Source organism: Roseateles sp. P5_E11 (assembly GCF_054049355.1).
Map to the genome: position 1 here is coordinate 1 of NZ_JBFUMO010000108.1, position 13,828 is coordinate 13,828.

Here is a 13,828-nt window from a genome sequence, read left to right on the forward strand (position 1 = left end):
GCGGCGTGGCGCGGCCGTTGCCATAGAGCGTCACACGCAATTGCAGGCGGCGGCCGCGCAGCTCGCGCAGCTGCATGCCGGCGCGCTGCACCAGGGCGCCGAACAGGCCGACGCGGTTCGCCTGTGGTGCGCAGCCGAGCAGGCTGGCGTGATGGGGCAGCTCGCTGGGGCAGGCCAGCCAGGCGGCGCGGGGCGTGCCCGTCTGCAACGTGGCTTGCAGGTCGGCCTGCAGGGCGCTGGTGTCGCCGAACCAGTGCGGCCACCAGGCGCCGCTGAACGTCTCTTCGTCCGTGGCACGCAGTTCCGCCAGCACGCCGCAGCCGGGCGGGATCACGGCTTCGAGGTAGAGGCGGTGCCAGACGAGATCGAGGGACTGCGTGTCCACCGTGCGGCCCTGCGCCGTGCCGCTGGCGGCGAAACCGCGCCAGGACAGGGGCACGAGGGCGCGGCTGAAGGTGGCGTTTTCCGGTGCGTCGGGCACGTCCTGCGGGCGTACCAGCGGCAGCTGCGGCGGCCAGTCCTGTGAGGCGACGAAACCGCCGGTTGCCGCATCGGCGCTCGGGTAGCGGCGGCCCAGGGGCGCCTGTCGCGCCGCAGCATCGGCCGGGTAGACCAGCGCTTCGGCCAGGTCGGACACGCGCAGGGCGATGTCGGCCTCGTCCAGCCAGGCGACGGCGTGGGCGTATTCGGCGCCTTCGAGGATGGCGCTCTTGCGCTCCAGGCCATGGAACACGCTCAGATGCAGCTCGCCATCCGGCCCCCAGGCGATCACCGCGAGCCGGCCTTGCGGGCTGGCGGCCAGCGCTACGGGGCGCAAAGCGGGGTCGAGCAGGGCCTCGGGCAGCAGTTCGAGGCGCGCGTCGTCGGCGTTCTCGGGCTGCGGGCGGAAGGTGCCCGCGTCGCGCACCACGTCGCCGCGCTCGGGGAAGGGCGTGCCGGCCAGCACGGCCAGGCGTCGATTCGTGCGGTCGAGCAGCCAGCGCCCGCCCTGGGCATCGCAGGCGACGGCTTGCGGCGTGAACAGCGGCGGCAGCTCCAGGCGCACCGGCTCGTGGCGCTCGCGCAGGTCGAAGAGTTCCACGCGGTCGGCGAAAGCAAAGACGATGCGATCGTCGGCATCAATGGCCATCGCCGTGGGCGCGCCGGGCGCCGAGGTGGCGTAGCGCGGCACCTCGCCGGGGAAGGCGCCAAAGCCCATCAGCGAACCGCCCGGGCCTTCGGGCGTGGGCCGCGGGTCCCAGCGGGCGTAGCTGCCGAAGCGGTCGCKCAGCAGCGGCAGCATGGCCAGCTCGGTCTCGGCGCTGGCCAGGCGCGAGACGCCGTCGAGCATCGGCGGCACGCCCAGTTCCGAGGCCAGCGACAGCACTTCTTCCACGCCGCCGTGGGTCGCGTCGCGCGGCGCGATTGCGCAGCCGTCTTCTACGGCCCAGTCCGCCGGTCGCGACCAGAGCCAGAAGCGTTGCGAGTTGGCGTCCATGATCAGCAGAGGTCCACGATGACGGGCACGGCTACGCGGCTGCCACCGTTGCCAGAGGCCGTATCCGGTGCCAGGCTGATAGCCGGTGCATTGCCCACTTCCACCAGCACCTGCATCAGCTCCGGCAGCTGCCACGGCGCGAGGGCGACCTGCTGCAGGCCGTTGGCGTCGCGGCCGGCAAGAGCCCAGGCGCCCGGCCCGCCGGTGAAGAGATTGACGCCGGCCACCGTCGCCACGCCTGGCACGCGGGCGGCTTCGACCTCCAGCTCACGGTCGGCCAGGGCGCGGCCCAGCGGCCAGCCATTGCCGTCGAAACCGCCCGGCGCGAGTGGCCACAACAGCCGCCGGATCACCAGGCGCACAGCCGCCAGCGTCTCCTCGCGCGGCGCGCCGTCGCGCAGGCCAACCGCGATGGAAACGGACAGCGGCAGGTATTCACAGCCGATGACATTCAGCTCGGTCGCCAGCGGCCGGCGCGGTTCCAGCCAGGCGTGGACGGCCTCGATCAGCGGCCGGTCGGCGCGCGGGTTGGGCGCGGTGCCGACCTCGCCGCTGGCCGTGCCCGGCAGCACCATGACGGCGACGACGCCGGGAATGCCGAAGGCCCGTGTGCGCGGCGCAAAGCGCGGCAGCACTTCCACGCGGCCAATGTCCATGCCGGGCGTCTCGCGGGCCAGGCTGGCGTAGTCGTCGGCCGTCACGGCGCGCTCGCGGTGGCGCAGCATGGCGGGGATGCGCTGCTGGGCGGCATCGACGTCCTCGGCGTCTTCGCCGCCCTGGGTGGCAACGGGCTGCGAGAGTTTGAGCGTGTTGACCACGGCGCCGGACAGGCCGCTGGCGTTGATGGTGGTCGCGACGATGTCTTTCAGCAGCCCCGGCGCGAGATTGCCGGCGCGGCCGCCGCCGGAGCGGGCCGAGACGATGCGCACCCGCGAGCCCGGCGGCGGCAGGCGGCCGCGCATGCCGTCGCCGAAGCGCACCTGGCCGGACTCGGCGTCCAGCTCGTAGGCGCGGGCGTCGCGAGCCAGCTCGGCGCGGTGCGACACCAGCGCCAGGTCGTCCACGCGCGTCCAGGCCGCGTATTGCATGCCGGGTTCGGCAATCTCGAGCTGCAGGCTGTCGGGCTGGACATTGCGCAGCGGCAGAGCGATGACCTCGCCGGGCTGGCCGGAGGTCTGCGCGACCACCAAGCCCTGGGTCGTCACGCCCTGTTCGATCTGCACGGCGTGCAGGCCGGCCCAGCTCAGGCGCAGGCGCTGCACGCCAGCGGCGGGCTTCATGCGCAGCCAGGCGACGAGGCGCTGGGCGCGGTCGGGGTCGTCCAGGCGCGGCGGTTCGTCGTCCACGCCGGAGACAGCGTCGATGCCGCGGGCCGAGTCGCCCACGCCGATCAGCTCGGGGCCGGGCATCAGCACCCGCACGACACCGGCGCGGCGCAGGCCGTCGGTGCTGTCGTTGCCGGAAGGGTCGAGGGTCTGGTAGTCGGTGGCGCGGGCGCCGCCGACCGAGATCTCCCAGCTGACGCCGATGCGCTCGCGCTCGCCGACGAGTTCCTGGTCGTCGGGCACGGTCAGCGCCGGCACCAGGCCGATGTTGAGCAGGCGCGCCGCACCCGCCGTGTTGCGCGCCAGCTGCTGGACGCAGCGCTGGCGCAGCGTGATGAGGGATTCGCCGCGCGCCGGCTTGGGCGCCAGCAGGGCGATCCACAGGCAGCCGTCGACGCTGTCGGCCACGATGTCCACGCCGGCGTCGACCGCGCCGTCGGCGAACAGCGGCTGGGTCTGGTAGGCGTCGAGCGTGCGGCCGCCGTAGAGGGCGCCGAGCTGGGCCAGAGTGTCGGCCAGCTCGGGGTGGTCGTCGGCCGTGACGMGCTGCTTCAGGTAGACCTCGCCGGTGACCGGCGCCACGCTGATTTCCTGCGCCGTCTCGAAGGGCACAGGGCGGTTGATGGTGGCTCGCTCGCGCAGGTCCAGCGCTTCACGAGCCTCGTCGGGCAGGCGCAGCGTGACCAGGCCGCGGGCCATCCGCGCGGGCTTGAGGCCCATGCCCAGCAGGTTCAGGAAGACGCAGCGCTGCAGCTCGGGCACCTGGTTGGCGCGGTAGAGCAGGGCGTCGCCGAGGAAGGCAAAGAGCTCGATCAGCGTGCGGCCGGGGTCGCCCACGCGCGCGTCGGTCCACTCCGGTGTGTGGGCGGGGATGCGGGCGAGCAGGTCGGCGACGAGATCGTCGGCGCGGCGGTCGTCCAGCAGGGGGATGGGCAGCGGCATGTCCTCAGCTTCCCAGGGTCAAGGCCAGCGCCATGCGCTGCGGTTCACCGGTGCGGCGCAGCCGGTAGTGCACGGCGATGTGGACGACGCGCGGGTCTTCGGGGTCCTCGTCCACGTCGATGCGCTCCACCTGGGMGCGCGGCTCCAGGCGGCCTATAGCGCCACTGATTCGCTCGTGCAGGCGGGCGCGCACGGTGAGGTTGTTGGGCTGGTTCAGGAAGTCCTGCACGCCGGCACCGAAGTCAGGGTGCATCAGCAGCTCGCCCGGCCGCGTGGCGAGCACGCAGCGCAGGCCGTCGGCCACGCTGCGCGCCAAGCCCGGCCAGGCCCAGCGGCCGTCGGCGTCGGGCCGGCCAAGCAGCGGGAAGCCGATCGGCGGGGAGAGTTCGGGGGCGAGCTTGCGGGCCATGGTGTCTTATTTCTTCTTGGGCACCGGCAGGCAGATCTTCACCAGCGGCAGCCAGAAGAACACGAGGTTGAGCAGAGACAGCACGACATTGAGCAGGATGAAGGCGCAGATCGTGATGATGGGAATCGAGAACGAGCACAGCCAGCCGATGCCGATCTCGCTGACCGCCTTCGGCTTCTTCATGAAGTCCTCGGGCTTGTTGCGCATCAGCAGGTTGGCCAGGCCAGGCGGCACGTCGAAGGCGACGTTGGGCTTCATGGCGGCGAGGGACGCGCGGTCGAAAGCAGGCAGCGAGATGCGGGCCTGGGGCGTGCCGGTGGAGGCGAACCAGGGGGCCACGCGGTAGAGCGGCGTCATGTCGCTCCAGACCAGGCGGGTCGGGCAGCCGGCCTCGCTGCGCACGCGCACGAAGGCGCGGATGGCGTAGAGGGCCTCAGCGTCGTCGAAACGACCCTCCAGCGTGCGCGCTTCGGCGGCGCGGCCTTCGAGCACGGTCAGGGCCGCGTTGGTGAAGCGGTCCAGCCAGCCGGCGGGGACGGGGCCGAAGTCGTCGGGGATGTCGACGCCGCCGGCGTCAACGTCGGTGGCGACGCGCACGCAGGCCTGCAGGAAGGCCGCGCCGCCGATGGCAACGCGGGTCGTGATGCCCAGCGTGGTGATGTTGCGGCCAATGGCCAGTTCGTCGAGCAGCAGCAGCAGGGCCCTGCCGCGGCCGTTGATGTCGAACTCGAAGGCCAGTTGGCGGATGAAGGCGGCGAACTGCTCGCGCATGGCGGCGCTGTCGCCGCTGTCGGCCTCACTCGCGTCCACCGGGTCGCTGCCGTTGAGCCAGGTGGCGTCGAAATTCGAGCGAGCACCGGGCAGGGGGCGGATGCTGGCGCGCGATAGATAGGGCGACAGATGAGCCGTGAAGCTGTCCCGCGCGGTAGAGCCGGGCGCGCGGGCGGCGGCGTAGTCCACGGCGGCGTCGGTCGGCTTGCGCAGGGCTTCGCTGGTGGGCACGACGCCGTAAAGCAAACTGCGTTTGGCGGCATCGCAGACGGCGGGCATCAGGGCATGCAGCGGGTTCACCGCCTCGGCCGGATGGACGGCGCGCAGCGCGGCCAGGCGGGCGTCGACGCCGGGGTTGCCGGTGCGCGGCACGGGGCGGCGGGCAGGGTCGGGGTCCGCGTCAAAGGCGGCGGCGTTGGGCAGGGTGCGCCAGCCGTTGGCCTGCCAGGCCTGCCAGTTGTGCGGGTCGGCCAGGGCCTGGGAGTTCAGGTCATCCGGGCCGGCCCAGCGGCGCACGACAAAGCCGCTGGACTCGATCTTCTTCGGGTCCAGCCGCGGCGAGCCGAAGATTTCGCAGTGCGTGTCAAACAGCACCAGGTTGAAGCGCCGGTGGATGGGTTGGAACAGCGCGCGCGGGGCGCCCTGGTCGGGCAGGCGGGCGATGGGCAGCGAGGCCGGCCAGCCGAAGCGGGGCCAAGTGGTGGACGTGATGGCTTCGCTGAGCGCGGCGACGAAGTCGCCGGCCTCGATGTCGACAAGGACGGCCGGCGCATGCGGGTGCTGGCGCGACGGCCCACCCACGGCGACGGCGTGGTGGGGGTGGACGTCCATGACGGCTGCCATGTCAGTTCACCAAATATTGCCCGCGCCGGGCGTATAGCTCGACGACACGACGGCGTTGGTGATCAGCGTGTCGCACTGGACCACGCCGCTGAACTTGGACATGCCGGCATCCACATTGACCATGCCGGCGCTGACCTTGACCGTCGCCGCATTGACGGTGACGGTGGCCGAAGCGGTGATGGTGATGCCGCTGCTCTCGAGCTTGATGCTGTTGCCGTTGGAGTCGACCAGCTCGCAGGAGCCCGGGCCGTCCTTGAGCGTCAGCTTCTGGCCACCGGGGGTTTCGAGGATGAGCTTTTCCTGACCGTCCTGGTCGTCGAGGGTGACCTTGACGCCATTGCGCGAGCGAAGCACCTTCAGGAAGTTGTTGCCGGCGCCGTCCATGCTCTCGGGCGGTGAGGCGGCGCCATGCCAGAGGCCGCCCAGCACGATGGGCATGCGTGCGTCGCCCTGCACGAAGGCCACGGCCACGAGGTCGCCGACGTCGGGCACCCACCAGGAACCGCGGTTGTTGCCGGCGAAGGGCGCCACCAGCATGGCCCAGATCTCGGCGTCGCCGCTCTGCTCGTCCACGCCATGGACGCGCACCTTGACGCGGCCGCGGTTGTCGGGGTCCTTGATGTCGGTCACGTCGGCCATGAAGACGCCGCCGCCCAGCCAGGCCGGGCCGAGGGCCGGTGGGTTGCCGGCGGGGGCGAAGGTGAAGGGGGCGCGGTCCATATCAGTTGTCGGCGATGAAGGCCGACTGGGCGACAAACTCGGTCACATAGCCGCTCGTCGGATCGAAGCGGTGGCGCGCCTCGACCACGGCGTAGCAGTTGTCGAAGCKCCGGCCGACGCCGTGCAGGTTCACGCGGCTGCCCACGCGCAGGCCGGCATTGCCCTCGGTGCGGCCGTGCAGGCGCACGAACTGGCGGGCGCGCTGGTCGAAGGCGGCGTCGGCGAGGGCCTGGGCTTCGGTGTCGTTGCGGCAGGGCAGGGCGCCGAGGTTCTCACTGCGCTCGATGCCGATATCGGACAACAGCGAGGCGCCCGTGCGGCCGCTTCCCGGACCGGGTTGAGCGCCGGTGCTGGTCTTGGTGAAGTCGTTGCCGGCGGCCGGGTCGAAGCCACGCGCCATGACCTCGGTGACCTGGCTGGACAGGTCGGCGATGACGCGCACCTCCTGCAGCTGGCTGTAGAGCGTGAGGTCCAGCGTGCCCCGGTCCATGTCGGCGCTGCTGCGCACCTGCAGCGTGCTGCCGATCACCTGCATCTCGCAATCGCTGCGGCTCAGCACGCGGCGCAGGAATGACAGATCGCTTTCATTCATCTGCACCCACAGCGCGTTGCCGCTGGGCAGGCCGGTGGCATCGACGGTGAGGCCGTGGCTGCTGGCGATGGTCTGCACAACGTCTTCCACGCTCGACGCCTCGTAGCTCTTGCTGCGCCGACTCATGCGCGCGGCGTACAGCTTGTCCTCGGCCAGCACCAGCAGGCTCGGCGGTGCGCCGACGGAGCCGCTGGCTTCGATGGCGTGGATCTGGCCGTCGAAGATCTCGATGGGGCCGGAGGTCTCGCCGGCATAGAGCTGCACGCGGGCACCGAGCTTGATGGGTCCGCCGGCGTCGAACACCAGGCCCAGGCTGCCGCCGACCATGCCCCAGTTGCCCATGCCGAGCGACAGGCTGCTCATGCCGCCCTCGGCCTCGGTGACGGAGAAGGTTCGCACGAGATCGTCCAGCGCGGGCAGGGCCTGACCGTCCACGCGCAGCGTCGGCCGCGCGCTGTAGGCGGTGCGCGAGGAGACCGGGCGTTCGCTGGTTTCGGGAGGCATGGCCGGTGAGTCCTAGTCGGCCAGCAGGCGCGCGCGGCGCTCGAGGGCGACGCTGAGTTGCTGGTCGAGCATGTGGGCGAATTCGGGCGTCCAGGCCGGCGTGGGCGTGGCGTTGGCCGCACCCTGGGCGTCGCGGGACTGCTGGCCGGCGGTGCTCTCCGGCGGCGGAACGTCGACGACGATTTCATCGATGAAGACGGGCATGAGTGCTCCTGTTCAGTCGTCGAAACGAAGGGCGCGCGGCGTCTGGCCAACATTGGCGCGCAGGCCGGCGGCGGCGCCGGGCAGGGCGCGGCCGTCGATGCTGAAGCCGGCACCGACGTCGGTGGCGAGTTGCTGGGCCGCTGGTGGCGGGGCGAGGCGGCCGGCGTCGAAACGCAGCGTCGGCGCGGAGGCGGAGAGGCCAATGCCGGCACCCGCGCCGATTCCTGCGCCAATGCCGCCGACACCCGCACCGCCGGCGAACGACACCGCAGCCTTGAGTTCGACCTTGGCGCCGACAGCCAGCGTCGCGCCGGCCGAGAAGCGCAGGCTGACCTCGCCATTCATGCTGGCGATGGCGCGAGCGGCGCGCAGGTCACCACCCAGGCCGGCGATGCCGGCAGCACCACCCAGCCCGCCCGCCACCTCGAAGGCGCTGCTGCGCGCACGCGAGGCGTTGGCGGCAGACGGGTTGTCGCGCTCCAGGGCGCTGAACTCGTTGGGCTGCTCCTTCAGGGCCAGGGCCACGGTGGAGCGCAGCGGTACGCCTTCGGGCGAGAAGAAGTCCAGCGTTTCGCGGTAGCTGTCCGAGATGCCGGTGAAGGTGAAGGTGCCCCACTCGAAGCGCAGCGTCGGCGGCGTGAAGGCGGCGCTGGCCTCGGCGCTCTGCGTGCCGGTGGCATCGGGCGAGCGCACGGCGGCGCGCAGGCGGCGCGTGATGGTGCGCACGTCTTCGCCGGTGTGGGTGGTGTCGAACAGCAAGTCCAGGCCGAGCTTGGCGCTGGACTGCGTGGCCGTTTGCGTGGTGCTGCCGCTGCCGCTTTGCGGGCTGGTGGAGTTGGTGATCTCGACCTGCAGCGACACCGGGTTGAAGTGCACCTCGACGGTGTCGATGTCCTGGCCATTGCGCTGCAGGACGATCTTGGCCTTGACCACGTTCGGTGCGGTCATGATGTCGAGTGCTCCAGTCCTTCGTGGACGATGTGCAGCTCTTCCACGCCCACGTCGGTGCCGCGCGCATTGAGGTCGGCGGCCTTGAACTTGACGGGCATGGCGCGGCGCAGGGTCCAGCCCATGACGCGCTCGCCGGTTGTGCTGCGGATCTCGATCTCGGCCTTGAGGCGGTTCACATAGCCGCCCTGGCCCAGCAGCTCGAACCATTGCCAGAGATCGCGCGAGCGGGTGATGCCGCGCTTGAGCACGACGGTGGCGAAGTTGACGCCGCCGGGGCGCTGCACGCTGCCCCAGTTGCGGCCGCCTTCGCGGATGCTGCGTGGCTCCATCGTGGCTTCCAGGCCGGTCAGCTCGCTGAAGGCGCCCTGGCAGAGCGTCGCGTCGTCGCCGCCGCTGCCGTCCACCGGGTCGCGGCTGAACGACACGTGGAAATTGAAGACGCCGATCGGGGCGGCCTTGGCATCGGCGCTCATGCGGCCTCCGCGGTGTGGGCGAGGAGTTCGGCGTCCTGCCAGTTGACGCTGCCGTCCTCGGCCAGGGCCAGTTCGATGCGGATGTGTTCGATGGCGGCTTGCGGTGCGAACTGCACCAGGACGATGACACGGCCGGCGTCCAGGTCGCTCTGCGTCATCACGCTGCGGTCGCAGCGCACCGTGAAGGCTTCGGACGCGCTGCTACCGCGCAGGGCGCCGGCCTGCCAGTAGCTGGCCAGCATGTCCTCGAAACGGCTGCGCACCCGCGCCCACAGGGCTTCGCCGGAGGTCTCGAAGACGAGCGTCGCGCCGACCATGCGGGCCGTGCGCAGCAACTGGCCCAGCAGGCGCACGACGCCGGCGCTGCGCCATTCGCGCACGGCACTCAGCGACGGGTCGCTGAGCAGGCGGATGCCGTTGGCCGTGGGGCCGAAGAGGGCAAAGGTCTCGGCCAGCGGCCAACCGCTGCGGCGGCTGTCGAGGCTGGACAGATAGCCGGCGAACTGGCCGCGCGGGGGCGAGCGCAGCTCCTCGTCGCGCGGCTGGGGCACGACGGCCAGCACGCCCATGGGCGCCTGGCCCGCCGCCGGCCGCACCGGGCCGTTGGCGAGTACCGAGGCGGCGATCAGCCCGGCCAGCGCGCCGTCGGGCGGGATCAGGCCTTCGGGTGTGCGCACCTCGCGCAGTGGCAGCAGCCAGGGCGTGGCGCACTCCACCATGCTGGTCTGCAGCGTGATGGCGGCGCTGAGCTGGCGCGCGGCCTGGGTGTCGCGGGCGGCCAGCGGCGCGGCGACGAGCAGCATCAGGTCGCGGCGCTGTCGCGCGAGCGTGTTGCGCAGCCTCAGCACATTGCTGTTCCAGAGTTCGAAGGCCGCGTCGGACAGCCGCGGCGCCGCAAGTTGCCGCACGCCGTTGGTCGGCGGCGTGGCGAAGGTGGGCGTGCCGCATTCGACAAAGACTTCGGGCACGACGGCAGCCACGCCTGGGTCGCCGGGGATGGGAGGCTGGTTCAGATTCGCGTGCAGCTCGGGCAGGTCGGGCGCCAGCACGAAGCTGACGTCATCCAGCGTCCATGCCTGCTGCATGGCGACGTCCAGCGCGTCGAACAGCGTCACGGCGGGTGTCGAGCCCAGTGGCCAGGGCAGGCCCAGGCACAGCACATAGGCCTTGCGCCCGCCGTTGGCGAAGAAGTCGCGCACCGCCAGGCCCAGCCAGTCGTCGGCGAGTTCGCTGCGCCCCTGCACGGCGCGGGCATGCCAGTCGAAAAGGCTGTCGAAGGCGTCCCAGGTGTCGATGGGCGCCGGCATGCCGAGCAGGGTCTCGCGCAGGGCGGCGTCCTTGAAGCCCCGCGCATTCAACCAATCCGACATCGCCCGCGGCAGCGCCACGCTGGCGCGGCGCGTCGTCCAGCCCACGAACAGCGCGATGTCGGCGCGGGCCGGATGCGGGCGCTCGACAGGGCGGGTCGACTCGAAGCTCAGTCCGTACATGGAAGCGGCCCGCTCACGCGGCCTCGATCTCCAGACCTTCGGACGACAGCACCAGCTCTTCCATGGCCACGTCGCCGCCGCCCTTGGCCGCGAGCGTCGGACCGGTGTACTTGAGCGGGATGGCGTTGCGCAGCAGCCAGACCTGCACCGGGTTGCGGGCCTCGTCGAGCAGGGTGATGGAGATGTTCTTCTGCGCGTTGACGCCGGTGGTGCGGGTCTCCTTCACCCAGTCCCACAGAGACTTGGAGCTGATGATGCCGCGCTTGAGCGTCACGTCGCCGACCTTGTGGACGCCGGGGATCTTGCGCACATGGTTCTCGGCGTCGTTGCCGTAGCGGTACTCGGCCACGGTGATTTCCGAGCCGAGGCCGGAGACGTCGGAGAAGCCGCCGAAGGCTTCCGCGCCGTCGAAGTTGACGAGGAAGTTGAAGGCGCCGTAAGGGACTTTGCGTGCCATGGGTTGCTCCTAGTCAGTCTCTTGAATCGGCGGTCTTCTGGCCGATGCGGAAGATCACGAACTCGGCCGGCTTGAGCGCCGCGACGCCGATCTGGCAGACCAGGCGGCCGTTGTCCAGGTCGTTCTGCGTCATCGTCGAGCGGTCGCAGCGCACGAAATAGGCCTCCTCGGCCTTGCCGCCCAGCAGGGCGCCATTGCGCCACTCGTTGTAGAGGAACTGCGCGATGGTTTCGCGGATGTTGGCCCACAGGCGCTCGCCGTTGGGCTCGAACACGGCCCACTGGGTGCTGCGGTCGATGGACGCTTCCAGGTAGTTGAAGTAACGCCGCACATTGACGTACTTCCACTCGGGGTCGCTGCTGGCCGTGCGCGCGCCCCAGACTCGGTAGCCGCGGCCCGGGAAGTAGCGCAGGCAGTTGACGCCCAGCGGGTTGAGCACCTCCTGCTCGCCAAAGCTGACATCGCGCTCGAAACGCAGCGCGCCGCGCACGACTTCGTTGGCAGGTGCCTTGAACACGCCGCGCTCGATGTCGTTGCGCGCATAGATGCCGCAGACGAAGCCCGACGGCGGCAGGGCGATCTCGCGCGGGATGTCGTCGCGGCCGGGGCGTGCATTGGGGTTGGCGATGACGACCCAGGGGTAGTACATCGCGGCGTATTTGCTGTCGATGGTGGCGCGGGCTTCGCGCGCGGCACCGGCGTTGAGGCCGGTGTTGGTGTCGAGCACGGCGATGCGGTACATGCGCCGGCCTTCGGCGTGGGTGATCAGCGAGTTGCGGATGGCGTCGCGCGCGGCATAGGCGCTGGAGCCGGGGGCAGCGACGATGGCGATGTCGTCGAGTTTGGCCAGGGCGGCGAAGGCGCCGATGTAGCTGGCGTCCATGGGCTCGGCGCCGTCGTTGCCGCCGGTCAACGCGAAGGAGCCGCGGCGGCCGGTGGCGTTGGCGGCCGTCGGGAACAAGGCGGCGAGCAGCTGGAAGGCGTTGACGGCGCTGCCGAGGTTGGCGGCGTAGAGGTTCTCGATCTGGTCGACGCGCCGGTTGGGTTGCGGCGGCATCACGGTGCCGAGCCAGCGTGGGTGGCCGCGGTCGTAGCCGAGGTCGTCGATGGCCAGGCTGCCGCCATCGGCGTCGGTCGCAATGACGGCCAGCGTGATCAGCGAGACGGAGGCGAGCAGGGCTGCCGCGGCGTCGCGCTGGGCCTGGTTGCCGGCGGCGGCGATGGCGGCCTGGGCGGCAGCGTCGGGTGCGGTGACGGCACCATCGCCGGCGTCGGTGAGCGCATGCCAGCCATCGGCACGCTTGACGAAGTAGCTGTGGAGCGCGGCCACACCGCTGCGGGCCAGCGAGCCCAGGGGCGTGCTGTCCAGCACGCGCTGCGGGGCGGGCGCGATGATTTCCCGCGTCTGGATGCCGCGCAGCTGGGGCTGCTCACGGGTGGGCACGGCGCCGTTGCCACTGGCGCCCGGGAAGCGGGCGACGAAGCGGATGCGGTTGGTGTCGTCCTCCGCCGCCAGTACCGCGGGCGCGACGGCGGCGGGGCGCAGGTCGGCCGTGCTTGCCAGGCCGGAGTCGTTGGCGCCGCGCGCCAGGAACACGCGCGCCACGTAGAGCCGCGAACCGCCCTCGTTGAAATAGGCCCGCACGGCATGCGCCAGGAAGTTGATCGCGTCGGCCTGCAGGTCGAGATTGGCCGTGCCGCCGTAGATGCGCTCGAAGTCGGCGAAGCTGGTCAGGATCTCGGGCAGCAGCTCGGCCGTGGCGATAGGGCCCTTGCGCGTGGGGCCGGCGAAGGCCGTGGTGCTCGTGCCCACGCCTTCGATGGACTTGGCTCGAAAGCTGGTTTCTTCCACGTACACGCCTGGGGCGAGGTATTCGGGCATGGTGTGCCTCCTTCAATCGGTCAAGCAGGGCTCAGGGGAGCGTCAGGTTCATCACTTCGATGCGGCCGCTGGCGAGGTTGCGCGGCACGATGAGTCGAGAGAGACCGGCGCCCAGGGGGCGGTCGGCCAGCAGGTCGGGGTCGACGAGGGCGCCGGGCGCCAGCGTGGTGTCGGCGCTGACCGTGATGTCGACAGCGATCTCGGTCTCGACCACCAGTTCCTCGGCACCCGGCGTGATCTGCGCGACGCCGACGACGGCCACCAACGCCTCGCCGCGCACGTCCGTCATGCCGCGACCGAGCACGGTCTCGCTGCCGCTGCGGTGCACGCGGATGGCCGCCTGCGCCGCGGGCGCGCCAGCGCGGCGCACGCTCAGGCGCAGAGCGGCCCATGTGGGGAGGAGAGCGGTGGCGGTGGTGGGGTCGAGGGTGATGGTGGCGGCTTCGAACAGCGGAGCCGTTTCAGCCGGTGCAGCTGGGAGTGGCGAACGGGGCAATGCCAACGTGAAACGACGCGGCAGATAGCGGCCGGCGGGGTCGCTCACCGTGCCAGGCAGTGACAGTGCCGGGGCGGGCGGGATGGGGTCGAAGGCGTTTTCATAGTCGCGCCGGGCGTCGAAATTGGCGGCATCGTCCAGAGCCGTGACGACGAAGAAACCGCTGCGGTTGCGCTGCAGCCGGGCGCCGGGCAGGTCGACGCGCAGCGGGCTGTCGATGGTGTGGCCCGACATGGCATCGACGAAGCGCAGCGCGCCCCAGACGCGGCGCACGTCGGTCTCGATGCTGTGG

General features: G+C 71.2%; 12 protein-coding genes and 1 pseudogene. All 13 read right to left on the minus strand.

The features are described 5' to 3' along the window. Positions 1 to 1,477: pseudogene (locus tag ACXJKR_RS10700) on the minus strand (hypothetical protein); the annotation flags it as partial. 2 nt (positions 1,478 to 1,479) lie between these two features. Next, positions 1,480 to 3,744, minus strand: a complete 2,265-nt coding sequence (locus ACXJKR_RS10705) for a putative baseplate assembly protein (protein ID WP_457322835.1) — start codon at positions 3,742 to 3,744, stop codon at positions 1,480 to 1,482. Positions 3,745 to 3,748: 4 nt separating this feature from the next. Continuing rightward, positions 3,749 to 4,153, minus strand: a complete 405-nt coding sequence (locus ACXJKR_RS10710) for a GPW/gp25 family protein (protein ID WP_457322836.1) — start codon at positions 4,151 to 4,153, stop codon at positions 3,749 to 3,751. 6 nt (positions 4,154 to 4,159) lie between these two features. Continuing rightward, a complete protein-coding gene (locus tag ACXJKR_RS10715) occupies positions 4,160 to 5,767 on the minus strand; it encodes a hypothetical protein (RefSeq protein ID WP_457322837.1) in 1,608 nt (535 codons plus the stop codon). Positions 5,768 to 5,773: 6 nt separating this feature from the next. Then, entirely contained in the window at positions 5,774 to 6,487 is a 714-nt protein-coding gene (locus ACXJKR_RS10720; RefSeq protein WP_457322838.1) for a phage baseplate assembly protein V, read from the minus strand. A 1-nt stretch (position 6,488) separates the two neighbouring features. Next, positions 6,489 to 7,583 (minus strand): phage late control D family protein, encoded by a 1,095-nt coding sequence (locus ACXJKR_RS10725; RefSeq protein WP_457322839.1) that lies wholly within the window; start codon positions 7,581 to 7,583, stop codon positions 6,489 to 6,491. Between the two features lie 12 nt (positions 7,584 to 7,595). Then, a complete protein-coding gene (locus ACXJKR_RS10730; protein ID WP_457322840.1) occupies positions 7,596 to 7,787 on the minus strand; it encodes a hypothetical protein in 192 nt (63 codons plus the stop codon). Between the two features lie 12 nt (positions 7,788 to 7,799). Next, positions 7,800 to 8,735: a CIS tube protein gene (locus ACXJKR_RS10735; protein WP_457322841.1), complete on the minus strand. Its 936-nt coding sequence runs from the start codon at positions 8,733 to 8,735 to the stop codon at positions 7,800 to 7,802. Further along, complete coding sequence (locus ACXJKR_RS10740) at positions 8,732 to 9,211, minus strand: phage tail protein (protein ID WP_457322842.1); 480 nt, start codon at positions 9,209 to 9,211, stop codon at positions 8,732 to 8,734. The genes ACXJKR_RS10735 and ACXJKR_RS10740 overlap by 4 nt, the downstream gene beginning before the upstream one ends. Further along, complete coding sequence (locus tag ACXJKR_RS10745; RefSeq protein ID WP_457322843.1) at positions 9,208 to 10,701, minus strand: hypothetical protein; 1,494 nt, start codon at positions 10,699 to 10,701, stop codon at positions 9,208 to 9,210. The genes ACXJKR_RS10740 and ACXJKR_RS10745 overlap by 4 nt, the downstream gene beginning before the upstream one ends. A 13-nt stretch (positions 10,702 to 10,714) precedes the next feature. Then, on the minus strand, positions 10,715 to 11,158 hold the full coding sequence (locus ACXJKR_RS10750; protein WP_056197049.1) for a phage tail protein: 444 nt from the start codon (positions 11,156 to 11,158) through the stop codon (positions 10,715 to 10,717). Positions 11,159 to 11,171: 13 nt separating this feature from the next. Further along, on the minus strand, positions 11,172 to 13,040 hold the full coding sequence (locus tag ACXJKR_RS10755) for a phage tail sheath family protein (protein WP_457322844.1): 1,869 nt from the start codon (positions 13,038 to 13,040) through the stop codon (positions 11,172 to 11,174). A gap of 31 nt (positions 13,041 to 13,071) precedes the next feature. Then, positions 13,072 to 13,828: hypothetical protein (locus ACXJKR_RS10760; protein WP_457322845.1), on the minus strand; the 757-nt coding region annotated here is incomplete at its 5' end.